At 38.5% G+C, this 25,488-nt stretch carries 28 protein-coding genes and 2 tRNA genes; 15 read left to right on the top strand and 15 right to left on the bottom strand.

Annotated features, from left to right (window positions below; genetic code table 11):
* Nucleotides 1–12: 12 nt before the first annotated feature.
* The 8 genes from nhaC to AC27JL_RS08800 form a co-directional block, all read right to left on the bottom strand.
* Complete coding sequence (gene nhaC, locus AC27JL_RS08835) at nt 13–1,476, bottom strand: Na+/H+ antiporter NhaC (protein ID WP_487195425.1); 1,464 nt, start codon at nt 1,474–1,476, stop codon at nt 13–15.
* A 179-nt stretch (nt 1,477–1,655) separates the two neighbouring features.
* Nucleotides 1,656–3,680, bottom strand: a complete 2,025-nt coding sequence (gene prc, locus AC27JL_RS08830; protein WP_006792820.1) for a carboxy terminal-processing peptidase — start codon at nt 3,678–3,680, stop codon at nt 1,656–1,658.
* Between the two features lie 25 nt (nt 3,681–3,705).
* Nucleotides 3,706–4,353, bottom strand: coding sequence for an RNA chaperone ProQ (gene proQ / locus AC27JL_RS08825; RefSeq protein WP_006792821.1), 648 nt, complete (start codon nt 4,351–4,353; stop codon nt 3,706–3,708).
* A 15-nt stretch (nt 4,354–4,368) separates the two neighbouring features.
* Complete coding sequence (locus AC27JL_RS08820) at nt 4,369–4,647, bottom strand: hypothetical protein (protein ID WP_487195424.1); 279 nt, start codon at nt 4,645–4,647, stop codon at nt 4,369–4,371.
* Nucleotides 4,647–5,105: a GAF domain-containing protein gene (locus AC27JL_RS08815; RefSeq protein ID WP_010556413.1), complete on the bottom strand. Its 459-nt coding sequence runs from the start codon at nt 5,103–5,105 to the stop codon at nt 4,647–4,649. Before AC27JL_RS08815 ends, AC27JL_RS08820 begins: the two co-directional genes overlap by 1 nt.
* Nucleotides 5,106–5,233: 128 nt before the next feature.
* Nucleotides 5,234–5,614, bottom strand: a complete 381-nt coding sequence (locus tag AC27JL_RS08810) for a hypothetical protein (protein WP_008127308.1) — start codon at nt 5,612–5,614, stop codon at nt 5,234–5,236.
* A gap of 337 nt (nt 5,615–5,951) precedes the next feature.
* A tRNA-Ser gene (locus tag AC27JL_RS08805) sits at nt 5,952–6,042 on the bottom strand.
* Nucleotides 6,043–6,093: 51 nt separating this feature from the next.
* A tRNA-Ser gene (locus AC27JL_RS08800) sits at nt 6,094–6,184 on the bottom strand.
* 249 nt (nt 6,185–6,433) lie between these two features.
* Here AC27JL_RS08800 and AC27JL_RS08795 point away from each other — a divergent pair.
* Genes AC27JL_RS08795 through AC27JL_RS08765 form a run of 7 tightly spaced genes read left to right on the top strand, consistent with a single transcriptional unit; the run spans nt 6,434 to nt 9,570 of the window.
* Complete coding sequence (locus tag AC27JL_RS08795; protein WP_006792828.1) at nt 6,434–7,099, top strand: Bax inhibitor-1/YccA family protein; 666 nt, start codon at nt 6,434–6,436, stop codon at nt 7,097–7,099.
* A gap of 55 nt (nt 7,100–7,154) precedes the next feature.
* Nucleotides 7,155–7,508, top strand: a complete 354-nt coding sequence (tusD, locus tag AC27JL_RS08790) for a sulfurtransferase complex subunit TusD (RefSeq protein ID WP_286891071.1) — start codon at nt 7,155–7,157, stop codon at nt 7,506–7,508.
* Entirely contained in the window at nt 7,505–7,861 is a 357-nt protein-coding gene (tusC, locus tag AC27JL_RS08785; RefSeq protein ID WP_010556412.1) for a sulfurtransferase complex subunit TusC, read from the top strand. Before tusD ends, tusC begins: the two co-directional genes overlap by 4 nt.
* Entirely contained in the window at nt 7,858–8,124 is a 267-nt protein-coding gene (locus AC27JL_RS08780) for a DsrH/TusB family sulfur relay protein (RefSeq protein ID WP_487195423.1), read from the top strand. Before tusC ends, AC27JL_RS08780 begins: the two co-directional genes overlap by 4 nt.
* A 3-nt stretch (nt 8,125–8,127) precedes the next feature.
* A complete protein-coding gene (locus tag AC27JL_RS08775) occupies nt 8,128–8,457 on the top strand; it encodes a TusE/DsrC/DsvC family sulfur relay protein (protein ID WP_487195422.1) in 330 nt (109 codons plus the stop codon).
* Nucleotides 8,457–9,140 carry a pseudouridine synthase gene (locus tag AC27JL_RS08770; protein WP_006792833.1) on the top strand — a complete coding sequence of 228 codons (684 nt, stop codon included), beginning with the start codon at nt 8,457–8,459 and terminating at the stop codon, nt 9,138–9,140. Before AC27JL_RS08775 ends, AC27JL_RS08770 begins: the two co-directional genes overlap by 1 nt.
* Nucleotides 9,133–9,570: an NUDIX domain-containing protein gene (locus AC27JL_RS08765; protein WP_424072581.1), complete on the top strand. Its 438-nt coding sequence runs from the start codon at nt 9,133–9,135 to the stop codon at nt 9,568–9,570. Before AC27JL_RS08770 ends, AC27JL_RS08765 begins: the two co-directional genes overlap by 8 nt.
* A 192-nt stretch (nt 9,571–9,762) precedes the next feature.
* On the opposite strand, the gene AC27JL_RS08760 is transcribed toward AC27JL_RS08765, so the two are convergent.
* Complete coding sequence (locus AC27JL_RS08760; protein ID WP_276756491.1) at nt 9,763–11,034, bottom strand: sensor domain-containing diguanylate cyclase; 1,272 nt, start codon at nt 11,032–11,034, stop codon at nt 9,763–9,765.
* Between the two features lie 343 nt (nt 11,035–11,377).
* Here AC27JL_RS08760 and mnmA point away from each other — a divergent pair, with 343 nt between their 5' ends.
* From mnmA to AC27JL_RS08735, 5 genes are all read left to right on the top strand, one after another.
* Nucleotides 11,378–12,478 carry a tRNA 2-thiouridine(34) synthase MnmA gene (gene mnmA, locus AC27JL_RS08755; RefSeq protein ID WP_006792837.1) on the top strand — a complete coding sequence of 367 codons (1,101 nt, stop codon included), beginning with the start codon at nt 11,378–11,380 and terminating at the stop codon, nt 12,476–12,478.
* Entirely contained in the window at nt 12,478–13,080 is a 603-nt protein-coding gene (gene hflD, locus AC27JL_RS08750; RefSeq protein WP_006792838.1) for a high frequency lysogenization protein HflD, read from the top strand. Before mnmA ends, hflD begins: the two co-directional genes overlap by 1 nt.
* 31 nt (nt 13,081–13,111) lie before the next feature.
* Nucleotides 13,112–14,482: an adenylosuccinate lyase gene (purB, locus tag AC27JL_RS08745; RefSeq protein ID WP_487195421.1), complete on the top strand. Its 1,371-nt coding sequence runs from the start codon at nt 13,112–13,114 to the stop codon at nt 14,480–14,482.
* 87 nt (nt 14,483–14,569) lie between these two features.
* A complete protein-coding gene (locus AC27JL_RS08740; RefSeq protein WP_487195420.1) occupies nt 14,570–15,727 on the top strand; it encodes a ribosomal protein uL16 3-hydroxylase in 1,158 nt (385 codons plus the stop codon).
* A gap of 16 nt (nt 15,728–15,743) precedes the next feature.
* Nucleotides 15,744–16,202: a GNAT family N-acetyltransferase gene (locus AC27JL_RS08735; RefSeq protein WP_487195419.1), complete on the top strand. Its 459-nt coding sequence runs from the start codon at nt 15,744–15,746 to the stop codon at nt 16,200–16,202.
* Between the two features lie 42 nt (nt 16,203–16,244).
* Here the strand turns inward: AC27JL_RS08735 and AC27JL_RS08730 are convergent, their stop codons facing one another.
* The 3 genes from AC27JL_RS08730 to AC27JL_RS08720 form a co-directional block, all read right to left on the bottom strand.
* The gene (locus tag AC27JL_RS08730) at nt 16,245–16,688 is read right to left on the bottom strand and encodes a DUF4826 family protein (RefSeq protein WP_487195418.1); all 444 of its coding nucleotides are present in this window, start codon (nt 16,686–16,688) and stop codon (nt 16,245–16,247) included.
* Nucleotides 16,689–16,805: 117 nt separating this feature from the next.
* A complete protein-coding gene (locus AC27JL_RS08725) occupies nt 16,806–18,194 on the bottom strand; it encodes a M28 family peptidase (RefSeq protein WP_341219757.1) in 1,389 nt (462 codons plus the stop codon).
* Between the two features lie 527 nt (nt 18,195–18,721).
* Nucleotides 18,722–19,135 (bottom strand): hypothetical protein, encoded by a 414-nt coding sequence (locus AC27JL_RS08720; RefSeq protein WP_487195417.1) that lies wholly within the window; start codon nt 19,133–19,135, stop codon nt 18,722–18,724.
* Between the two features lie 292 nt (nt 19,136–19,427).
* On the opposite strand from AC27JL_RS08720, the gene AC27JL_RS08715 reads away from it, so the two are divergent.
* Nucleotides 19,428–20,231, top strand: coding sequence for a polyamine aminopropyltransferase (locus AC27JL_RS08715; RefSeq protein WP_487195416.1), 804 nt, complete (start codon nt 19,428–19,430; stop codon nt 20,229–20,231).
* Here the strand turns inward: AC27JL_RS08715 and AC27JL_RS08710 are convergent, their stop codons facing one another.
* Nucleotides 20,232–20,636 (bottom strand): GFA family protein, encoded by a 405-nt coding sequence (locus tag AC27JL_RS08710; protein WP_487195415.1) that lies wholly within the window; start codon nt 20,634–20,636, stop codon nt 20,232–20,234. It abuts the gene before it with no gap.
* Between the two features lie 285 nt (nt 20,637–20,921).
* Between AC27JL_RS08710 and AC27JL_RS08705 the strand changes: the two genes are divergently transcribed.
* Together AC27JL_RS08705 and AC27JL_RS08700 are read left to right on the top strand one after the other, a co-directional pair.
* Nucleotides 20,922–21,755: a hypothetical protein gene (locus tag AC27JL_RS08705; protein WP_487195414.1), complete on the top strand. Its 834-nt coding sequence runs from the start codon at nt 20,922–20,924 to the stop codon at nt 21,753–21,755.
* Nucleotides 21,756–21,896: 141 nt separating this feature from the next.
* Complete coding sequence (locus tag AC27JL_RS08700) at nt 21,897–23,744, top strand: ABC transporter ATP-binding protein (protein WP_248519758.1); 1,848 nt, start codon at nt 21,897–21,899, stop codon at nt 23,742–23,744.
* Nucleotides 23,745–23,802: 58 nt separating this feature from the next.
* Here AC27JL_RS08700 and AC27JL_RS08695 read toward each other — a convergent pair whose 3' ends face one another.
* Both AC27JL_RS08695 and AC27JL_RS08690 read right to left on the bottom strand, forming a co-directional pair.
* The gene (locus tag AC27JL_RS08695; RefSeq protein ID WP_487195413.1) at nt 23,803–24,222 is read right to left on the bottom strand and encodes an MAPEG family protein; all 420 of its coding nucleotides are present in this window, start codon (nt 24,220–24,222) and stop codon (nt 23,803–23,805) included.
* 157 nt (nt 24,223–24,379) lie between these two features.
* A complete protein-coding gene (locus AC27JL_RS08690; protein WP_410900654.1) occupies nt 24,380–25,420 on the bottom strand; it encodes an endonuclease/exonuclease/phosphatase family protein in 1,041 nt (346 codons plus the stop codon).
* Nucleotides 25,421–25,488: the final 68 nt, after the last annotated feature.

Genomic DNA, 25,488 nt, shown 5'->3' with positions numbered 1-25,488 from the left:
GCGCTACTAAATTTAGGCTGATTGTTTCGGCTTAATACGTAAAATTTTAATACCGAGATACGCATATATAACAGCTAAAACGGGATTAATTAAGTTAAAGAAAGCGTAAAGTGCGTAATCGAAAGGGTTTATTAAAAGTACACTTTGCATGAAAGCACCACATGTATTCCAAGGAATAAGTGGACTGGTAATCGTACCGCCATCTTCTAAGGTACGAGATAAATTAACTGGCTTTAAACCGCGCTTTTCATATTCATCTTTAAACATACGTCCAGGAACCACAATAGCAATATATTGATCGGCTGCAATGAGGTTAGTACCAATACACGTCGCAATTGTCGAGGCAATTAAAGACCCTGTACTTTTCGCTATTTTTAAAATACTTTTTACAAAAATGTCTAACAAGCCTGTTTTTTCCATAATAGCGCCAAACATAAGCGCAGTCATAATTAACCACGTCGTTGTTAACATTCCCGCCATACCACCACCGCTAAGTAGTGAGTCCATTTTGTCATCACCGGTATCGATGCTAAAACCGTCAAAAAATGTCGTCCATACTAATTTGAAATACCCAACCACTTCGCCCTGAGAAGTATCAATTTGAGAACCAATTAAGTCAGACTGAAATAGCATAGCCCAAACAGCACCAACCACAGCACCAATAGAAATAGCAGGAAAAGCAGGCATTTTTTTAATTGCTAGCACTAAGAGCACAATTAAAGGAATGAGCATCTCAAAACCAATATTGAAGTTTTGCTCCAAAATTAGCGTAATTTCGTCTAAACGCCCAGCCTCATTAGAAGCCGTTGCGTTAAAGCCCATAAATATAAATATAATAAGCGCAATCACAAAGCTAGGAACTGTTGTCCATAGCATATGCTGAATATGTTCAAATAAGTCAGAGCCAACCACTGCGGGCGCTAAGTTAGTTGTTTCAGAGAGTGGGCTTAGTTTGTCACCAAAATACGCACCAGATATAACAGCACCAGCTGTAACTGTCTGATCTAAACCAAGACCCGTAGCAACACCTAATAAAGCAACACCAATTGTAGCTGCAGTGGTCCACGAGCTACCGATGCTCATAGCCACAATGCCACAAATTAAACAACTTGCTGCATAAAACCAACTAGGGTTAATTACTTGCAGGCCATAATATATTAGCGTTGGTACTGTGCCCGATAACAACCAAGTACCTATCAAAGCACCTACCATTAATAAGATGAGTATAGCGCCAAGAGACAGCGTTATACCCTCAATCATAGCTTGCTCAAGCTTTCTCCACGTGTAGCCGTTTTTTAGGCCAATTAGAGCAGCTGCGAAGGTTGCAAATAAAAGTGCAATTTGGTTTGGTCCAGATGACGAGTTGTCACCAAATAAGTAAACCGCAGCCCCTAACAAACAAATTAAAACTGAAATAGGAATTAATGCATCAAGAAATGAGGCGGGTTTTACTGGTTTATCATCCAATGGGTTCAAAGTTGAGACTCCTACACACATACAGCGTGTTTAATTATTATTTTTAGCACTTAGTGCGTATTAACTGAGCATTTCTAAGCCGGCTCAATTTTTAATAGTTAGAGATTATAACAATTTAGGCTGTGATAGGTAGCAAAAAAGGCGCACAAGCGCCTTTTTTGTAGTGGTAAAACCAGTTTTTACTTTTTGGCGATGCGACCAAAGTTAATGTAGTCCTGAGTAATTAAAGCCGCTTCTTCAAGAAACGGGTCAAGCTCATCAATTACATCAGGTACATCATCTAGGTTTTCAACCGGATCTTTACCTAATCGTTTCAAGCGCTCATTTGTACGAACTAATGCACGCGCTTCACCTTCTTCTTTTTCTTTAATACGCGTAGCTTCAACTAAAGAAATCGTTTTACGATCTTTTTCTTCGTTGTACAACGCTATATCATCAAACACGTAGCCGAACTCAGGCTCAGATTTAATACGATCTTTATGTTGCTTTTCCAGGTAAGGAATAACTGGAGTTAAATTTCCTAACTTTTTATATTTTGCTTTAACAATGCTATCCCAAGGAAGTGCATTATCTTGTTTACTTTCACCCCACTCGGCAGGATCTATAGCCGATGGAAATGAAATGTCAGGAATAACACCTTTGTGCTGAGTACTGCCGCCATTAATACGGTAAAATTTAGCTATGGTGTATTGCACGCTACCTAATGGGTTATCGTAAAGATCATACGCTCTTGCAAGACCTTTATGTTGCTGCACAGTGCCTTTACCAAATGTTTGTTCGCCAATAATAACAGCGCGACCATAATCTTGCATTGCAGCGGCAAAAATCTCAGATGCAGACGCACTGTAACGATCAACTAAAACCGTTAATGGCCCGTCGTAATAAGTAACTCCATCACGATCTCTTTGCTCTTCAATTCGGTTATTTAGAGTATGTATTTGTACAACAGGACCTTGATCGAAAAATAAGCCAGAAAGCTGGGTCGCTTCGTATAACGAACCACCACCATTTTGACGTAAGTCGATAATAATACCGTCTACTTTAGCCTCTTTTAATTTAGCTAACTCAACTTTTACGTCTTTAGACAAATTATTGTAAAAACCTGGGATTTCAATAACCCCAATCTTACTTGATAAATCAGAATATTTAGCTTCGAACACTTCTGACTTTGCAGCTCTGTCTTCAAGACGGATTTTGTCACGAGTAATTTCGACCACTTTAGGTGTGCCGTGAGCATCTGCACCTTTCAAATATTGTAAACGTACTTTAGTGCCTTTAGGGCCTTTTATTAAATCTACAACATCGTCTAAACGCCAGCCAATCACATCGGTAAAATCTTCACCGTCTTGTGCTACGCCAATAATACGGTCATCTGCTTTAATTTGTTCGGTTTTGTCTGCGGGACCACCTGGTACAAGACTACGAATTACGGTGTAATCTTCGTCAGGAGTTAGTACAGCGCCAATGCCTTCAAGTTCTAGGTCCATATCCATTTTAAATTGTTCAGCGCGTCTTGGTGATAAGTAAGACGTATGCGCCTCAATCGTGCGAGCTAAAGAATTTAAAACAATTTGAAATGCATCTTCTGAGTTAGATTGAACTAGACGCTTTTCAGCGTTTTTGTATCGCTTGGTAAGAACCTCTTTGATTCCTTCCCAATCTTTACCAGTCATTTTTAATCGCAGTGCATCGTACTTAACACGCTCTCGCCAGATCTCGTCTAGCTCTGCTTGCGATGTTGGCCACGTTGCATCTTCACGATCAAAAAAGTATTCATCTTGTTTTTCGAACGTCATTTCGTTTTCTAATAAAGAAAGTGAATATTCGTAACGTTCAAAACGGCGCTTTAGGCTTAAATTAAAAATATCAAACGTAAAGCCTAGCTTGCCGGTAGTTAAAGCGTTGTCAAAGCTATCGCGATATTGCTCAAAGGATGCAATATCACTGGCTAAAAAAACGCTTTTATTAAAATCAAGGGATTCGATGTAACGATCGTACACTTTACTAGAAAGTTCATCGTTAAATCGAACCGGGATATAGTGTGAACGAGTAAATAAGCTTGCCACGCGCTTACTGGCAGTGCCATGTTGACTTTCTTGCTTGAGTAGAGGTAAATCATCAATGGTGACAGGCTCTACAGCAGCAAATAATGAACCTGAAAACAGGGCTGCAACTACCGGAATGAGCGTAAACTTTTTACTCATACAAACTCCTTAATTTATGTACAACTTAAACAGTGTATAAGCTGTCTGCTTTGGTTTTAACTTGCATACCAGTCACTAATTCAACATGAACGTCGTCTTTATTTACTTCAGTGATTACTGCATTTACAAGTGCTTGGCCTAGTTTAACTTTAACCTTGTTATTAACCTTGACCTCTGTTGCTGGTAAAGGTTCAATTTTACCTGAACGTTTAGCGGGTGCAGATTTAGTTGCTTTGCTAGCTGACGCATTTTTATCAGCGCCCTTGTTTGCATGTGCAGGCTTCTTCTTAAAGTTTTTAGAATCTGAGTCTTGACGTGGACGCTGTTGTTTCTTGCGCTTCGCCATTTTTGCACGGCTTTCTTCTAGTGCTTTTTGAGCATGATCAATATGCTCTTGCTCAACTTTTTCACCTTCATTGCCATCAAGGTCAATACGAAACTCCGACTTTGTCACAGCTTCTAAATAACGCCAGTTAGACGTGTATTTTCTTAATGCTTGACGTACTTGAGTCTTACTTACTTTTTCAGACCCTTCAATACGCTCAGCAATATCTTTAAAAATACCGACTTTAAGCGGTTTAATGCCGTCTTTTTGTTTAAAACATTGTGGAAATTCTTGGTACAAGAACTCCAATACTTCATTAATATCTTTTAGCTTGTTTGTGGTTTCCATTTTAGAACCTATTTTTCACATCTTTTCATCAAGGGACGAATCAACATAGTGCATAACCCAGTCGACCAGTTCTTCGAAATCGGCTTCAAGTACAGCCATATCACCTCGAAGGTGTTCCCAAATACCATTTATTATTTCATCGATTGATTCACAATCTAAATCATCTGGGAGTTTGTCCCAAGCAATGTGAATCAAATCATTGAGCGTTTCCGCTACATGTTCTTCTTCGCCTTCCCAGTCGCCTACATCTTGTAAAGCAAATAGGTAGTCTTGAACATTTAGCAAATCTTTCATTACAAGCTAGCCTCAAAGCATTTAACCAATGCTTCTAATCCCGCTTTGTCATCAGTGTCAAATCTAGAAATACTAGGACTATCAATATCTAGCACTGCAAATATTTTACCATGTTTCATGATAGGTACAACAATCTCAGAGTTTGATGCCGCGTCGCAGGCAATGTGCCCGTCGAATGCATGAACATCTTCAATTAGTTGTGTTTGCAACGTAGCCGCAGCAGTCCCACATACACCCTTTCCTACTGGAATACGAATACATGCTGGATTACCCTGAAATGGGCCTAGTACTAATTCTGACGGCGAATCAATAAAGTAAAAGCCCGCCCAATTTACATCATCTAAAGAGGTAAATAACAGCGCGCTTATATTTGCCATATTAGCAATTACATTCGACTCACCGGCAATCAGCGATTCAGTTTGTTTAACTAATGACTGGTAAAAATCGTGCTTTTGCATACCAAACTACTTCTTATTAAACATACAGTAGTTAAAGGTACTCTTTGTGGTGAAAAATTGGAACCTTTTGCAGGTAAAAAAAAGGAATTTCCGTAGTTTAAGTACGCCCTTGGTTAATAAAAAAGCGATTATGATTTTGAAGTTTTACGAAGACCAAATAAAAACAGCCCTGCCGCTATTGCTGACATAACACTATTTATTAAAAATATTTCGCCTGTGGAGGCACTTAAAAGAAAGCTAAAAATAGCACCACCAAGTAAACCAAGCGTTAAAACACCGGAATAGTTTACTTTTGAATATTTAAACATTAATAAATAGCCTGGGACAACAAATGCAGCCATTGTTAAGCCAACAATATGCGCATTAGATATGGCCGTCATCAATAATGAAAAAAATATAGAGACAAATTCACCTTGTAGCGTTATTGAATAATAAATACCTAATAGGCTACCCACAATCACAGGAGAAAGTAATGAAAGCGCAACGCTTTTTGCTAATTGGTGTTTCATTTAATAATCCTTAACAACACACTTAAACTCTATTTATAAGCATGCACCAAGAACCCAAAGTTAGAAACAGAGACTATGGTCGTAAATTACGAACAAAAATAAAACACATTAAACTACAAACGACCTACCGTTTTCGGCTAATAATTTTAATAAAGGTAAAGTTATTGCTTTTGAGTAACAAGACAGGTGATTCATTTTCAGATGTTAAACAGGAGAGTTATTTGATGTCATCAGCTTCATGCTTAATTTTAAAATTGATCAAACATGAATGCCAATTGCAATTGATAGTCAAATTCAAAAAACAAAAAAGCCCGCTAGATTGCGGGCTTTAATATAATGGTGGAGAGATAGGGATTTGAACCCTAGATAGGCTACAAACCTATGCCGGTTTTCAAGACCGGTGCATTCGACCACTCTGCCATCTCTCCTAAAGTGCTATAAACTACAAGTAAGAGTGTACTCATAGTTATTGTAATAAGTGGTGGAGAGATAGGGATTTGAACCCTAGATAGGCTACAAACCTATGCCGGTTTTCAAGACCGGTGCATTCGACCACTCTGCCATCTCTCCGCACGGCCTGCATAATAGGGAAACCCGTTGGCTTTGTGAAGCTTTTTTTTAAAAAAATTGCTTAAGTGCTTAAAAAACAATTAATTTGTTCAAAGATAAAACAAAAACTTTCTTTTTGGTGGTTAAATGAACTTTAATTAAAAAATTAATGTCTATTGATCCACAAAGGTTTGCCCAAACATATAAGAGTTGGTAATCTAATTTTAGTTAAATTATCGAAACACACGTTTCACTTAAAGGAGCTCTACAATGGCGTTTAATCAATCGTACAATACCGCTAAACCGGTAATGTCTACCATTGAAACAAACAAGGTACTTAAAAACACCTACTTTTTACTTGCGATGACACTTGCATTTAGTGCAGTGACTGCCGGTATCTCAATGGCACTACAATTACCTTACTTTATGGGAATTGTGTTCACACTGGTTTCGTTTGGTTTATTATTTGTTGTAAACAAAAAAGCTGACACCGCATCTGGTGTATTTTGGGTATTTGCTTTCACAGGTTTAATGGGGGCTGGTTTAGGTCCAATGTTAAACCATTACGCTGCCATGCCTAATGGCCCAATGCTTATAATGCAAGCTCTTGGTTCAACAGCACTTATTTTCTTTGGTCTATCTGCATATGCGCTCAACACCAAAAAAGACTTCTCTTTTATGGGCGGCTTTTTAACGGTTGGCCTAATTGTGGTTATTGTTGCAAGCATTGTTAACATATTCATCGGTAGTTCTTTAATGTTTATGGTGCTTAACGCTGCGGTTGTATTAATTATGTCTGGCTTAATTTTATTTGATACAAGCCGCATTATTAACGGCGGTGAGACTAACTACATTCGCGCTACGGTATCTTTATACTTAAACGTTTATAATCTATTTACCTCTTTACTGCACCTACTTGGCGCAAGTGATGACTAATTAAATAGTTCTGTTAAAATAGCCCCTTTATTGGGGCTTTTTTATTGGAATTGTTTTGGCACGATTTGTTCTTTCATTACACACACCACCATCAGATCACGACACCAGCCAACGCATAATTAAGTTTGCTAATGCGTGTTTATCTCAAGGGCACACCATAGACGCAATATTTTTGTATCAGCAAGGCGTTTATCATGCATCAACACATTTTGACTTAGCCTCTGACGAGCTTCAAATTAGCGCATTATGGCAGACGCTATCAAGTCAAAATATTAATCTTATGCTGTGTGTAACCGCGGCAGAAAAAAGAGGCTTAGATACGTCAAACACAGGCGTATTTTCTGTTGCAGGTTTAGCGGAGTTTGCAATGCTTGTAAGCGACGCTGATAAGTGGGTGCAATTTAAATGATTAATGTATTAGTAATGAGTCAAAGTAGCCCATTTGATGATCTTAACCTGCGAGATGCCCTCGATATGACGTTAATTTTTGCAGCTGTCGATCAAAACATAAGCTGGTTATTTAGTGGCCCCGCTGTTTTAGCATTAAAAAAGAATCAAACCCCTTCCACCATAGGTATTAAAGATTTTTTTAAAAACATAAAAACGCTAGAAATTTATGACGTAGAAAACATCTATGTATGTGAAAAATCGCTCCTTGATTATGGCCTAAGTAAAACTGATTTACTCATAGACGCGCACGCGGTTACATTTGGTGAACAACAAACACTTATCAAAAAACAACATCACGTGGTGACCTTATGAGCACACTACATATTTTTTCAAAACCATTAAATTACTATTCTGCTAACCAGCTAGAAAACTTAATTTGTGCTGATGACCGTATATTGCTTTTAGGTGACGCATGCTTTGCTAATAAACAATTTAAACAATTTTCAGACACCCTCTTAGTACTTGAAGAGGACGCACTCGTTCGTGCAATTAAGCTATCAAATAACGACACTGCCATTAACTATGACGAGTTTGTGTCTCTTACTTTAACCTCTACGCAATTAATTACTTGGTAACCCATGCTTGAATTTAACCAACAAACAATAGACACAGATAAACAAGGTTATTTACTCGACCATACACAATGGTCTAAGCAACTAGCCCCCATTATTGCAGAGCAAGAAAACATATCGCTTAGCGAACAACACTGGGAAGTGATTAACTTCGTCCGCGAATTTTATCTTGAATACAACACAAGTCCAGCCATCCGCATGCTAGTAAAAGCCATGGCCAAAGCACTCGGAGAAGATAAAGGTAATAGTATTTACCTTTATAAATTGTTTCCAAGAGGCCCAGCTAAACAAGCCACAAAAATTGCTGGATTACCAAAACCAGCAAGGTGTATTTAATGAGAAGTAAATCGAGTAACAAGCAACCCCCCGCTTCCTCAACCAAGCGTAATACGGGTCGCACGTATTCTAGAAGTGCAATTAAAAAGCCTACAAACAAAAGAGAAATAAAACCTCAAATAGACGCTAAAGACAAAAAAATTGTACTTTTTAACAAGCCATTTGATGTGCTTTGTCAATTTACAGACGATGCAGACAGAAAGACGCTAGCTGAATTTATTCCTATCAAGGATGTATATGCTGCAGGACGGTTAGACCGCGATAGCGAAGGTTTATTGCTGCTCACAAACTGCGGGAAACTACAAAATACATTAACAGCACCTAATAAAAAAACCAATAAAACGTACTGGGTTCAAGTAGAAGGTGAGCCTTCGACTGAGTCAATACAAGCTTTGTGTAAAGGCGTTGAGCTTAAAGATGGGCTCACACTGCCTGCTAATGTAAAAATGATAGAAGAGCCTAACATTTGGCAACGAACTCCCCCTGTACGTGAACGAAAGTCTATACCTACCTCATGGCTCAGTATTACCATCAATGAGGGTAAAAATAGACAAGTTCGCCGAATGACAGCTCACATTGGCCATCCTACTCTTAGGCTAATTCGTTACAGCATAGGTAATTACACTTTAGACGACATTAATACTGGTGAATATAAAATCATTAAAGGTAGCATTAATGCATAAACCAAATGTAACAGTAGCCGCAATAGTTAAAAACCATAACGAATACTTATTAGTAAAAGAACGCGATAAATTTACTAAGCAAATTTGCTATAATCAACCGGCTGGTCATTTAGAAAAGAACGAAACACTAGCTCAAGCAGCAAGCCGCGAATTATATGAAGAAACAGGTTTATCGCTCACCCCTACAGGCTTTTTAGGTGTTTATAACTTGTACGCTGACAACGGCGTTCATTACCTAAGGTTTTGTTTTTTATTTGATGCTAGTGGCACCAACCAACAACTCAACCCTATTGATGATGATATTATAAGTGCCCATTGGTTTAACCTAGAGAAAGTTAAATCTTTACCACTGCGAAGTCCGCTCGTTCAAAAGTGCATTGATGACGCGGTGACGCGTCCGCTATTAAGCTTAGATACTATTTACAACTAATAAAAAATTAAGGCATATTCATGGTGTGTTTTAAAGTTTACTCTGCCTAGAGGGATTACTTAGTGACGTGGGGTGCGTAATTGCTCCAGCCTATTCTTCTGACTTGCATCCATGTAAGGATAAGTAAACATAGAGCAAAACTTTCACGCCATCGCTACCCCCTCACCTAAACCTTTGTAATAAAAATTTAATCTAACTTTCAGAGTGTAATGCAATACAGTTTCGGCCTTGGTCTTTTGCATAATACAGTGCGTTGTCGGCTCCTTTAACAAAGCTTACCTTATCGTCTTGGGAACTAGCCGTTGAGTTAACGCCCATGCTCACTGACAAAAAGCCACTGTAGGTATCCTCATGCACAATTGCTAAAGCTTCAACGGCCTTTTGTATTTGCTCAGCAATAAATAATGCACCTTCCTTATCAGTATCTGGGAGCAATACAACAAACTCTTCGCCACCATATCTGGCAACAAAGTCTTCAGGACGATTTACTGTCGATGCAATAGTTTGAGCCACTTCATATAAGCAAGAATCCCCAGCCAAATGTCCGTAACGGTCGTTAAACTGTTTAAAAAAATCAACATCAATAATTATTAACGATATTGCCCCTTCACACTCCTTAGCTTTATCAAATTCATGAGCCAGTTTTTCATCAAATCGACGCCTGTTGGCAATTTTGGTTAATGAGTCCAAAAACGCCATATCCCTTAAAATATCCTCAGCCTCTATTCGCTCGGTTGCATCTTTAAATACGGCTAAAAATTCTTCGCCTATCTTTATGCCCGATACCTCCATAACCACTTGAGTGCCATCACTACGTGCAACTGTGTAGTTATTGGCAGGTATATCGTCATTACTACTTTTCGCTTTTTTTAAAGCTTCAGACCATAAATTTTGAGCTTGCACTCTGTAGTGCGGATCTGGGTAGGCCTTTTTCCACCATGCATGTAGGTTAGGCACATCCTCAACAGTATAACCAAACACATCTACAAACCGTTGGTTTACTCTAAGAATATCACCGGTTTTGCTACACACATTACACACTGGCATAGGGAGCACTGAAAATAATTTAGCATAGTGACTTATCTCATGTTTTCGCATTGGGTTTAAGGTACTGCGTGATAAAAAGCTCATCGGCATTTCTTTACTTTCAGCGCTCAATTGTTCATGCATTTGTAAAGCAAAATACCATTCTAGCCACCAGTGTTCTAATTTATCTAAAAGCTTCATTTCGAGGCTAAGCACTTCTGTAGTGTTTTTAATTAAATTAAACAAATCACTGATTTGGTGATGGGATTGAGCTTGCTGAGCATGCTTGAGTTTTATTAGTTCATAAAAAAGATGGTAGGCTGACTTTTTTAATTCTTGCAGGTTTATGATTAAAAGCTTATTCGAAATGAGATTTACTTGGTGTTTGTTTTGTTCTACAAACGATCTAATTTTATTAATTTTGTATGCGTGATTCATATATTCATTCCATTGATTATATTTTACAGCTTATTGAATGGGCTAACCCATCAAACTTTATTATTAATGAGTGTATATATACTCTAATCACTTTTAAAGAACTTATTATTAATTTTTAACATATGGCTCGTATTTTGTTCTGTACGTTAAGCGTAGAATTAGAATCAACTTTTATCAAAAAAATGTTATGTAAGCGCCTTAGGTATCTTAGCTATTTATTATATTAATAAATTACTCACTAATTGTAAGGTTTGCCTTGTTAGTCTCTTTAAGCGCAAACAAAATACATGCTATAATCGCGGCCTTTCCAAGTTAACAGTAATCTGTATAAGCGAAATTATTCATGAGCGAAAATAGTCACATTAAAGTCATCGTTGGTATGTCCGGCGGTGTTGATTCTTCAGTATCTGCATATTTGTTACAACAACAAGGCTACCAAGTAGAAGGCCTGTTTATGAAGAACTGGGAAGAAGACGACAATGACGAGTACTGTGCCGCTGCAGAAGACCTGAAAGATGCGCAAGCAGTGTGTGACAAGTTAGGTATCGAACTTCATACTGTTAACTTTGCAGCTGAATATTGGGATAACGTATTTGAATACTTTTTAGAAGAGTACAAAGCAGGCCGCACGCCTAACCCCGATATTATGTGTAATAAGGAAATCAAATTTAAAGCCTTCTTGGAATTTGCTGCACAAGCACTCGGAGCTGACTTTATTGCGACAGGCCATTATGTGCGTCGTGAGCTTCGGGACGACAAATATGTGATGTGCCGTGGTTTAGATAACAACAAAGACCAGAGTTACTTTTTATACACGTTAAGTCATGAACACATTGCTCAAACGCTTTTCCCTGTAGGCGATATCGCCAAGCCAGAAGTGCGCCGTATTGCTGAAGAGCAAGATTTAATCACACATGATAAAAAAGACAGCACTGGTATTTGTTTTATTGGTGAACGTAAGTTTAAAGACTTTTTACAAAAGTTTTTACCTGCACAACCAGGTGTTATTGAAGACACTGAAGGTAATAACGTTGGCGAGCACGAAGGCTTAATGTACCACACACTTGGCCAACGAAAAGGCTTACTAATTGGCGGTATGAAAGAAGGCTCAGGCGAACCTTGGTACGTTGTAGACAAAGATGTCGAGCGTAACGTACTTATTGTTGGCCAGGGTAAAGACCACCCTCGCCTATATAGTAATGGTTTAAACGCTAACCAACTTCACTGGGTAGACCGTGTAGGTCCAAAAGGAACAACGCGTTGCACAGTTAAAACACGTTACCGTCAAGAAGATATAAACTGTACTTTGCTTGTTGGTGATGACGGTATGGCCCGTGTGTTATTTGATGAACCTCAAAAAGCGGTTACACCAGGTCAGTCTGCAGTATTTTATGCGCAAGAAGTTTGTTTAGGCGGCGGTATTATTGACTCGGTGATCAAGTAATGAATGAACACCAAGTTATGGCGCTTGCCGCTATGTGCCAAGCCGCTAAACAAGTACAAAAAATAGCGCAATACGGCAGTAACAATGAACACGATTTAGACATATTACTTTCTAGTATTGTACAAACATCGCCAGCATCACCAGAAGATGTATATCAAGGCACTCACAATTTACGAGATGGCTACAAAACGCTGATGGAACAGCTATCAGCGGGCGCTCAGAAAGACGTTGAGATTGTAAAATACGTGGGTGGCTTAATGCAGCTTGAGCGAGCACTTAGCGCAAACGACAAAAGCTTAAACGAATTAGGTAAACGTATTGATGATATTCATCGTCGTTTAGACCATTTTGCTATAACCGATGACACCGTTGTTGCCGGTTTGGCAGATATATACTCGTCGGTGCTAAGCCCCCTTGGGCACCGAATACAGGTTTATGGTAAACCCGAGTTATTAAAACAGCAACTCACTCAAAATAAAATCCGCGCATTACTACTTGCCGGCATCAGAAGTGCAGTATTGTGGCGACAAATGGGCGGTAAACGCCGTCATTTTTTCTTTGCAAAAAGAAAAATAATCGCCATTGCTAAAGCAAAAATTTAATTATCGTTCAAACAAAAATTTAGGAGTTATTATGGAGCTTTCAGCGTTAACGGCTATCTCGCCAGTTGATGGTCGCTACGGCAGCAAAACCACTGAACTACGCAGTATTTTCAGCGAATTTGGATTAATTAAATACCGTGTAATTGTTGAAGTGCGTTGGTTGCAAGCGTTAGCTGCAGCAAGCGACATTAAAGAAGTGCCCGCATTTAGCGACCAAGCAAATGCACTTTTAAACGCTATTGTTGATAACTTCAGTGAAGCCGACGCGCAGCGCGTTAAGGATATTGAACGAACAACTAACCACGACGTTAAAGCTGTTGAATACCTTTTAAAGGAAAAAGTAGCTGATAACGCAGAGCTACATGCTATTAACGAATTTATTCACTTTGCATGTACCTCAGAAGACATTAACAACCTATCACATGGTTTAATGTTAACTGAAGCACGTGACAGCGTATTATTGCCATACTGTGACCAATTACTTAACGCCATCAAAGAAAAAGCAATTGAGTACAAAGCAGTGCCAATGATGACTCGTACGCACGGACAACCTGCTACACCATCAACTATGGGTAAAGAGTTTGCAAACGTATACATGCGTTTAAAGCGTCAACGCGATCAAATTGCGCAAGTAGAAATGCTTGGTAAAGTAAATGGCGCTGTTGGTAACTATAATGCTCACCTTAGCGCTTATCCAGATTACGACTGGCATACTCATGCAGATAAGTTTGTATCTAGCCTAGGTTTAACATTGAACCCGTTTACCACACAAATTGAACCACATGACTACATTGCAGAATTATTTGATGCAATTGCACGTTTTAATACTATTTTGCTTGATTTTGACCGTGATGTTTGGGGTTACATTGCCCTTAACCACTTTAAGCAAAAAACCATTGCTGGCGAAATTGGCTCATCAACTATGCCACACAAAGTTAACCCTATTGATTTTGAAAACTCAGAAGGTAACTTAGGTTTAGCAAATGCAATTTTTTCACACCTTGCACAAAAACTGCCTGTATCGCGCTGGCAGCGTGACCTTACCGATTCGACAGTGCTACGTAACCTTGGTGTGGGTATGGGTTATGCGCTTATTGCATATCAATCAACGCTTAAAGGTGTTAGCAAGCTTGAAGTTAACGAACCACGTTTACTTGAAGAGCTAGACCAGAACTGGGAATTGCTCGCAGAGCCTATTCAAACAGTTATGCGTAAATACGGCATTGAAAAGCCATACGAAAAACTTAAAGATTTAACCCGTGGAAAGCGCGTAAACCAAGAAATAATGGCTGACTTCATCGATGGTTTAGACCTTCCAGAAGATGCTAAAGTAGAAATGAAAAAACTAACACCGGCTAATTACATTGGCCGTGCAGTTGAATTTATTGATGATTTAGTTTAACTATTAATCACCACTATCAAAAAGCGAAAGGGTTATCCTTTCGCTTTTTTTGTATAAAAAGCAAAGCAATTACCGGCAGGCAAACGTATGTATCAATTAAAAATAAACGATTTATCTGAACAAGAATTTTTAACCCACTTTTGGCAAAAAAAACCACTTTTGATCAAACAAGGGTTTAGTCACTTTGAAGATCCACTTGATGCAAACGAACTTGCTGGCTTAGCAATGGAAGATTCTATTGAATCGCGTATTGTTACAAATCACAATAACGACTGGCAAACCAATCAAGGGCCATTCGAGGACTTTGATTTACTCACAGAGGAAAATTCAACGTTATTAGTGCAAGCAGTCGACCACTGGCATCCAGAGGCAGCCCAGCTGCTAGAACCGTTCAGATTTATCCCTAACTGGCGCATTGACGATTTAATGATCAGCTTTTCTACCCCTAATGGTGGTGTTGGCCCGCATTTAGATCAATACGATGTTTTCATTATTCAAGGTGAAGGAAAGCGTCATTGGCGAGTTGGCCTACCCGACCCAACTCTTAAGCAATTTGCTCAAAATAAAAAATTATTGCAAGTTGAAGCCTTTGAAGCAGTCATAGACTGCATTTTAGAGCCCGGTGATATTTTATATATTCCACCAGGCTGCCCGCATGAAGGCTACGCGGTTGAAAATGCACTTAATTACTCTGTTGGATTTAGAGCACCAAATCAGCAAGATTTACTATCAAGCTTTGCCGATCATGTTATTGACACTGAAAGCGGTCAAAAACGCTACACAGACCACAACTTAGTTACAAGAGCCTCAAAAGGTGAACTTACAAATAATGAAGCTGGGAAGGTTAAGCATCTTATCGCCTCAATGCTAGAAGATGATGCTCTATTCAAGCAATGGCTTGGCAAAACTTTAAGCCAACCCAAACATGAAATGGACTTGGCACCAGTAGAACCTGCTTTTTCCCAAGAGCAAATAGCAAACGAATTGGCAGAGCCAGATACTATTTTTGAACGTGTAGGTGGAACACGAGCAATTTATCAGCAGTGTGAAAATGAGCTTTTAGTAAGTATTAATGGTGATAATTTCACTCTTCCTATCGGGGACATAGCAGCAGTAAAATTACTAACGGACGAAACCGAGTTTAATACAAATGAGTTAGCTAACGCTCAAAATAGTCTAGTTTTTGTTCAAATGTTTACTATACTTGTTAATGAAGGCATTTGGTTTAACGCAAACCAAGAGTAACAAGTAGGAGGCAATTGTGGGTTATCGTATAAACAAAGTTGAATGGGATCGACAAAAAAATGAGTTACAACAAATAAGGGAGCGTGTATTTGTTTACGAATTACATATCCCTAAACGCGTTGAATTCGATAACCTCGATAAATTAGCTTTGCATGTGCTTGTTACAGACGACAGCTTTTGTCCCGTCGCAACAGCCCGCCTGTGTAATGACGGCTTAATTGGACGCTTAGCTGTACTGCCTGATCACAGAAACCGAAATGTTTACTGCTCGTTACTTAATTATATTTTTGACATAGCAGTAGAACAAGGTATTGAATCAATTAGCGTTAATTGTGTTCTACACGAAGTTGAACGATTTAAACGTAACGGCTTTATAAAACAGGGTAATGTGTTTATGGAGGCAGGTATACCTAGGCAAAGAATGAAATGCCCGGTTAGGTATGCTGATACAGCACCTTTCACACTAGTTCATTAATTAAGTTGTAAGGGTAATCAAAAATTGATTACCCTTTTCGGATTATTTTGTTTCGTGAGCCCACAGTTTATCGTTATCGTATAACTCGTAAAGACCATGTGCTCTTTTCACCAATAGATTAGCAAAGTCTGCCTGCGTTTTATCGCGTGTGCCCGCACTCATTATCTGGTCTGCTTTTAACTGCCATTGCAATGAAAAATAACGCATGGCATCACGCGCATCTGACGCTGCACCCACTTCAGCATGGTCTGTTGGTAATTGCCCTGTAACAACCCAATACGTTTTTCCGTTTTGCGCTTTAAATTTCCACATGGCGCAAATAGGGGCTAAAAAGCGGCTGTCTTGCTCAACTACAGATTTAGGCATAATGCCTTTTTCTGCTAAATACTTTTGTGCTGTTTGAAAACATCCACGTTGCCATGCAACACGTTGTTGCTCAGCTAGTGCTTGCTCTTCAGGTGTTAATTGTTTTTGTTGTTGTTCCATTGTAATGACCTTATTACTTCTTTTTAAACACTGTAAGGTCTTAGTAAATAAGGTGCAAGCATAAAACAGGCTGCTTGCACTTTAAAAACTCTGACTGCTTTGTTTTTATACAAATTGCTATTTTATATTATGGTCAAACGAACCAACATCCCCAGGGAACACAACGGGCGACTCAAAACCATCATGACTAACAGATGAAATACCAAAGTAATAATTGTCTATTACTACATTCTCAAGTGTGAAATCAGAAACATTACCAACGTATTTACTAAACTGCCATTGCGGCTCGCTTGTGTAACGCCAATATATTTTATAACCGGCAATTGTGTCATCGTTACTTTTTTGCCACGAAAACGAAGTACTAGCCTTTACTGCGCCAGTAATTTTAACGTCTTTAGGAGGGGCTGGAGCCCAAGCCATAGATGCCATAGTTACCGCATTGAGTGACGTTAGTTTAGCTGCATAATCAAAATCAACCCCGTCAATCGTATCGCCATATGTAATGCCATTTTCTGTTCGTAGGTCTTGGTGTTGACGATCATAATGCTCGTTTGTTTCCATTATGCGCACTGCTGCAAACCCAGCATCGTTAAATGGACGATGGTGCCCGCCTCGTGCAAACCTGTCTAGCCTGTAAACAAGCATTGTATCAAGGTTGGGGATGTACCTATCTGCAACAGTGTCAATATAACGGGCTAAATTTCTACTTGCAGAATCAACCTCACCACCCGTAAATCGACGAGTACGAGCCTGTGCTTTTGTTTCAACAACACGTGTACCCTCTGAAAAAATACGTGCGGTTGTATTGTCGGTCACTCCATTTATACCGGTAATATTGCCAATCATGTCATTATTTAAAACACCATGTACTTGCCAGTTATTCTTTTGAGCGTGCGCGGTTAAAATTTTACCACCAAATAACCCCTGCTCTTCCCCTGATAACGCAGCGTAAACCACAGAGCCATTAAATTTATATTTACTCAGTACGCGTGCCGCTTCAATAACACCAGCAACACCCGATGCATTATCATTAGCGCCAGGAGAGTCACTAGTAAAATCCATTACATCGCTTACACGTGAGTCTATATCACCCGACATCATCACCATTCTATTTGGTTCAGTACTGCCGCGCTGAATAGCAACAATATTTACCACCTCAACAGGATCAGGTATGCGTTTTTCGCCTGAAATAGTGTCTGATACCTCAATAACCTCTAAGCAACCACCACATTGTGCGGATATTTTTTCAAACTCAGCTTTAATCCAACGTCGAGCAGCACCAATACCTCGAGTGTCAGATTTAGTCTCTGAAAGTGTATGGCGTGTACCAAAGTCCACCAGCGTTTGAATATCGCTGCCAATTCGCTCTGCTGACACACTTGCCGCAATATCATGCAGATTTTGTTGATCTTTATATTGCATATCAGCCGCAATAACGCCACTTGATGCTGAGCAAGCAAACGCAAGCATGCTTAGCTTTAATAATTTAATTGATGGTTTAAGCATTTATGTAGCTCCTTATTTTTATTGGTTTACAATTACCTATGTATTTGTATATCGCAATTAATTTGAGGTAGATACGAAAATAAGCACGCTAAAGCGCAGAAAAGAATTGTACTAATTCGAGTTCAATATAAAAATAGTTACCAAAGTTATAAAGTAAGGTATCAGACCAAATATCCAAAGTTTTAACCCAAGCGTGTAATGCCTAAGTACTGTTGTATTCAACCTTGCACGAACTCTGCTTTTATAATCCACAGCGTTACCCAACGCTAAATGCATACCCCCTAAAATTAACGCTAAATAAAGTGTACTGAACACGATTAAATTATTTCTAACGGAATCAGTAAGTAATTTTACATAATCAAAACAAAAGAAAAGAGCAAATAAACCAATATAAATAGATAGCACCATACCGATTAGGACACTCGCCTTGTACCCCGTTTGCTTATTATTTGGGTCAACTTTTTTCAACCATTGAGCACACACAAAATGTAAAGCGCAAATAAACGATCTCATCTTCTACCCTAGAATTAATGAGTAAGTTGGATATTGTTATAACCTATAAAACGGTCATGTAACCCCACACTTAATAACACTGCCGCAGAAAACATAAACAAAAGTATAAACACCACACAGTTAACGGCTGCTCTTGTTTGCACGCTAGTAGAAAAAAAATGTAAACATAAAGCCAAAACAACAGTGAATATTGCAAACTTGTTGAATACAAAATAGCTGGGTATTTCAAATGCCCACAATGACGTTTCATTTATAAATTGCCTGTAACCATAAAATACAAAGGCAATAGCACCAACTAAAGCAACGGTGAAAGTAATTAGCGTGATGTCTAAAGCCATATTTTTATAAATAAGCAAATAACCGAGTCGAATTGAGTAAATAAAAATAGCCAGCCAAATTAACAGCACAGGGCCTAAAATTAATCCCATTTTTCTCTCCTTGAATATCTTAAATGATTTAATTTAAACCAAAATACTACACGGTAAAGCAAATCAATAAACTTATAACCAAATAACTTAAGTAAACTTTTTATTTTCGTGCCAAACTAAGAAACTTAGACTCTGGATAATAGAGCGATCCCAAGCATCTATTGCCCGTAAATTCGCCTTGTTTTTATTAAAAGTCCCAGACTAGTAAAATTTAATTATCATCATGATTTAACACGTTAGTAAATAACTTAATCAGAGTTCCGGTTAAGTAGTCAATTTAAAAAGTAAGAGTATGCGCCAGTTAAAAAATGAAACGTTAAAATGTAACCTTGTACAATTTAAGCAAACCACGCTTGGTCCTATCTATGTTTATGAAAACGCGCAATACCGTTGGTTAACACTTGACGAAAAACGTGAACAAGATGCTGTTATTCAGGGCGTAATGAGCAAAAGCAACGCAGAGCAAGTTTTGGTACCTGTAAATCAGAGCATGATCCTGTTTTTATTAAAACCGGTAACCAATCTTAAAATGCTAAATTTAGGGTTGGGAACCGCGGGCGTAGAGCGAGTTATCTATTATCTATTCAATAAAACAAAATTTTTAAATACTCTACACACCTTTAACACCGTTGAAATTAACCCTGATGTGGTTGAAATTGCACAAACACATTTTTATTTGCCAAAACCACACTCTGTATTTTTACAGTCAGCAGAGCAATTTATTCAGCAATGTAAAATTAAATACGATGTGATCACCATCGACATATTCAGTGGAGAGTACCACCAACCATTTTTAAACAGCGCTCTTTTTTGGCAAAACATGACGCGCTGTTGCAATTCAAGCAGTCAAATAACACTCAACTTAAACCCTAAAACAGGTCAAGAGTTACAGCTGTTGTTGGCCTTGTTAAGAAAGTACTTTAAAGCAATCGCACTTGTTGAATTTAATGAGTATAAAAACATTGTTATTGTTTTAAGCCCTAGCTCACTAAAACACATTAGCGTCGACAATATTCAAGATTCTGACGTTTTTAAACATCTTGCTCCCAATTTATATCAAGATATTAATCATATTTACCACATTGAATCTTTTTAATTAGCGACCGGGTTCATGCTTTTCATAGCAAGGCAAACTGGTTTCTAACTGTTCCCAATTCGCTTTTGATGTAACAAAATTATGAGATATAGGTTTTTCTGCAATATCTGAATCCAGTAAACCTAATCGAATACGAATACGGCTTTTATCACTGGTATTTTCGCTATAAATAGGCGAACCACAGCAGGCACAAAAATACCGTGCTCTACCGGGTTTAAACGCGTATCCACTTAATGAGTCTTGCCCTTGAGTGATTAAAAACTCATCAGCGTTTACAAAACCATTTGTAGCAAACGCTGTTCCGCTATTTTTTCTACACAAAGAACAGTGACAGTGAATAATACTGGTAATATTGCCTGTAATTTTCACATTTACTTTTCCACACAAACAAGAGCCTAAATACATAACACTTCCTTATTAATTTCAAAAATAAGCACAGGCGTATGTTAACTATAAAGTTATTTGATATGAATAAGTTTTAGTTATTTACTGAGCGCGACTACAAAATTTATATAGCTTTTGCTTAAACTTAAGCGCGTTAAATTTTTTTGGTTTACAATAAATCAGTTATTGGTTATAAATAAACCGTAATTTGGTAATGTGCAACTTAAGTCATTCAACAAAAAATTATTACCAATAACCATTTTTTCCTGTTTATGCTAGCAATAACAATTAAATAAAGAGCAAACAATGCGCCATAAAAACGTTCTTCTGCCAATGTGGTTAATCACGTTAGTAGCATGCAGCCAAAATCACCAACATCCTTCCACAAATCAATGGCTGTTAATCGATAATTTTGAAACGCAAACGCTAACATGGCAAAAAGCTGATACAGACAATCAAACCAATCCATACATAGCCAACCCACAAGTGACAAAAATTTCACAAGAGGCTGAATCCTCAAATCATTACTTATTAAAAAAACCAGCCGCCGAAGGCATTATTGGTAATCGAAAAGCACTCAGTTTTACTAAGCTACCAAAAGTAGTTGAAGTGGGAGAAACTTATACATTTTTTACGCGCATAAATGTAGAAGCGTTTCCTAACAATCACGCTTTTGGCTTAAGTAACTTACAACCCAATGAAATTAAAAAGCATGGTTACAATGCGTTTGAACCTACCTTACGTGTAACAGACAAAGCCGAGTCGAATGGATTTAAAAACGATGGCGCTTTAATGGTCAAAACAGATAAAGGTTACAGCAACATTCAAAACTACAACGCCGCCCAATCAGCAAAGCCCCTTAACACAAATCAATGGTACAGCATCTGGTATGTAGTGAATAACGCGCCAACAAAAATGCAAGGCCAACAATATAATGTGTATGTTCAAGGCGGTGAGTTTTCAACGCAGACACTCGTGTATAAAAATGCAAAATTTAGAATGAAGCGTGAACAACCACTTATTTACTTTTTAGCAAACGCAAATACTGGTCCGGCTAAAAAGCCCTATGGTAACGGCGGTTTAAAATACGACGACTTATATATGAGCCGAGGCATCAACCTTTCAAACCCTGTTAGATAAAAAACCTGTATAAGTAATAACTAACCTGAATTTTAGATATAGAATCTCTCAACTAAAGCTCATGTTAGTTAATACAAAACTGCATTTAAAAATACTTAAATGGTATGATACTTCACATTATTTGCTATTTAAGTTTTTAAAATGTATCGACTCTTTGAAAGAATGACCAACGCATTTCCTGAGGAAAAACCCACTCAGCCGCCTTCTACTTTATTTGCGTTTTGCCGCCATTACACTAAGGGTATGGAGCTCTCGTTAGTGCTTATGTCGATAAGTGCTGCGCTGTTAGCTATTTTAGAAGTATCGTTGTTTAGTTATATGGGCCAATTAGTTGATTGGCTAAGTACTCATACACCACAAACCCTATTTGTAGAGCAAAAAACTGAACTGATAAAAATGGCTGTTATGCTGTTAGTCGTTTTGCCTATTGTGGTGTTTTTTCATGCCGCTATTTTGCATCAAGCCTTATTAGGTAATTACCCTATGTCGATTCGCTGGTCAGCGCATCGGTATTTACTTCGCCAAAGTGTAAGTTTTTACCAAAATGAATTTGCAGGGCGTATTGCTACCAAAGTAATGCAAACGTCTTTAGCTGTTCGCGAGGCGGTAATGAAACTGCTTGATGTACTTATGTACATAGTGGTTTATTTTGGCGCTATGGTGTTTTTAGTGGCTGAAGCTGACTGGCGCTTGATGATCCCTTTGCTTGTATGGCTTGCCTTGTATGCTTCAATACAGGTTTACTTTGTGCCTAAACTTAAAAAAATTGCCAGCTCACAAGCCGATGCGCGATCAGAAATGACGGGCCGTATTGTTGATAGCTACACTAACATTTCAACTATTAAACTTTTTTCGTACACACAACGCGAAGAGCAGTACGCTAAGCAAAGCATGGATGTATTTTTACAACCCGTGTATAAACAAATGCGCTTAGTGACCAGCCTTAACTTTGCTATTAATACGCTTAACTATTTGTTGGTATTTAGTGTTGCCGCATTATCGCTTTATTTATGGTCTATGAGTGCAATTAGTGCTGGCGCTATAGCCGTTGCAGTTAGTTTATCGCTTAGGTTAAACGGTATGGCGCAGTGGATCATGTGGGAAATAAGCAGCCTGTTTGAAAATATTGGCACCGCCACCGATGGTATGAAAACATTATCAAACCCAATAAAAGTAGACGATAAACCAAACGCAAACACCCTTGAAGTAACCCAAGGCAGTATTGAGTTTAAAGATATACATTTTAATTATGGCAAAGCCGCCAACGAAACTAACCGTGGCCCGGTAATGAATGGGTTAAATCTTAATATTAAACCCGGTGAAAAAATAGGTTTAGTTGGCCGCTCTGGCGCGGGTAAATCAACGCTTGTTAACCTACTACTGCGCTTTTACGATACCGACTCTGGCACAATTAAGATTGACGGGCAAAATATTACTGACGTAAGCCAAGAAAGTCTTCGCCGCTATATTGCTATGGTAACGCAAGACACTTCCCTGCTTCACCGCTCTGTTAAAGATAATATTTTATACGGTCGCCCCGACGCGACCGAGGCAGAAATGTTAAACGCCGCAAAACAAGCTAAAGCGCTCGATTTTATTAGCGATTTAGAAGACTCAAAAGGCAATAAAGGGTTTGATGCACAAGTTGGCGAACGTGGTGTAACTTTATCGGGCGGTCAACGCCAACGTATTGCCATTGCACGTGTGTTACTTAAAAATGCCCCTATTCTTATTTTAGACGAAGCGACCAGTGCACTTGATTCAGAAGTTGAAGCGGCTATTCAAGCAAGCCTTGATGATTTAATGACAGGAAAAACGGTTATCGCAATCGCACATAGGCTTTCAACCATTGCACAAATGGATAGGTTGATTGTACTCGATAATGGTGGCGTCGTTGAGCAAGGCTCACACGATGAACTCATTGCACAAGGGGGCATATATGCAGGCCTTTGGGCTCATCAAACAGGTGGATTTATTGGGGTAGAATAACACTCAATACAAAAAACCGACGTAGTAGTACTAACACTAAAACGTCGGTTTTTATTTATTAAGCTACTAAACGAAAACCTATTAGTACCAACATCACAATGTTGGCAATAAAGCTAATTAAAAAGAAATACGTACGCGGGCTTGGGTTTTTCTCTGTTGCAATCACATAGTATAAAATCATGTGAATTAAACGGGCAACGACATACACCCAAACACACATTGCAAAAATTGCGCTTTGGTAATTAATTACAAATGCAAATAACACTGTGCCTATAAATAATGCGCTGTTTTCTAATGTATTTTGAAACGTACGGTGCGCTCTAAATATAAAGCTATCGTGCGATAAATCGTCGCTAATTTTACCCGGCACTGCACCGGGCTCCTTGGCCTTGCTAAAGGTCGCAACACCCCACTGCACCACCAGCATAATTAAGTAAAAATAAAATCCCAAATAAGAAGATAAAGACACGTCATTCATTGTTAAATCCTTTATTTTAAAACTAAGTAATTAAAGCTGCATTACTTTTGCAAAATAAATACCAAATAAAAACTCTATATATTCAGTAGCTTGTAATATATTAAAAATAACTTTTGTAATAACTACATATTACTAAGTGCCATTTTACAATGGCTTTTTAAGTTCTGAGGTTTAAAGTAATACACACAACGCCATGGTCAGTGGTTAAGTCGTCTCGCTCATATTCGGGGTTAATTAAATGCCTGTCGTACGTATTATGGTTACTTACTTCAAAAAAACTATCATCGTAGCTTGGGTCAAACTCGCACGACAGTAAAATATAATCAAGCACTGAGCTGCTTGTACCAAAGTAGTGAGTTGCTTTACGCATTAGTGGTGCTGTTTGAGCAGTGTTTTCACCATCACTGTTATTTGCTTGCTGAGCATCATCAGCAGTAATTACTAGTTTTTCAAATAATGCCCACGAGTCATACAAACAGTACTTAGCTAGGTAGGCTTTGGCATCCATTGCGGGTGCAAACCTTAATGTATTGGTTAACAGGTGGTTAAGTACACCATCAGCAAGGTCGTTGTTAAAATCGCCCATTAGTACCATGGGGTTTTGAGTCACTTCTCGTCGGGTGATCATTTGTATCATAAGTAAAGTCGCTTCGCTGCCGCGTTGAATTGTTGAGCCCCAACTCCCTGCTACATTCGCTTTTAAAATATCGACAATGTTTTGCTCGGCTGTGACCGCTTTATTGTGTTCGTCTACCTCAAGCATGCCCCGCTTAGATTTAAAGTGTACAACATAGCAATCTGTATCTCCTAAGTGAGGTAACGTAACTGTGGCCCTGAGTACCTTACGACTAAATGAAAACGCCTGTGTTAAACCAAGTGAGCATGCTAGTTCCTCATCATGCTCTACGGCTATTACATCAACAATCGGGTATTTAGAGGCAATACCAACAACAGGGTGCTTAAAAATAAAATCATCTATAACATGGGGTTTATCAACTACAGCAAAATGGTTATAACCTTGGTTCAGCATTAATTCTTTAAGTGACTCAATACTAAATATTTCCTGAAAACCAATTACATCGGGCTGCTGCTCGTTTATGTATTCGGTGATCCAGCGTTGTTTTCTTGCCCATTGCTCAGCGGTGTATATACGTTCAAATTCGTAATAGGCGTTAGGTGGTTCAAGGTAGTTAAACAGATTAAAGGTAGCTATTTTAAGCTCGGTATTATTAATTACAGGCTCTGTGGGCAAGTTGACTGGGTCGT

It is taken from the genome of Pseudoalteromonas sp. 4NS20-0020 (assembly GCF_057554385.1).
The sequence above is the reverse complement of the archived record's forward strand: the minus strand, read 5'-3'. Positions and strand labels throughout refer to the sequence as shown.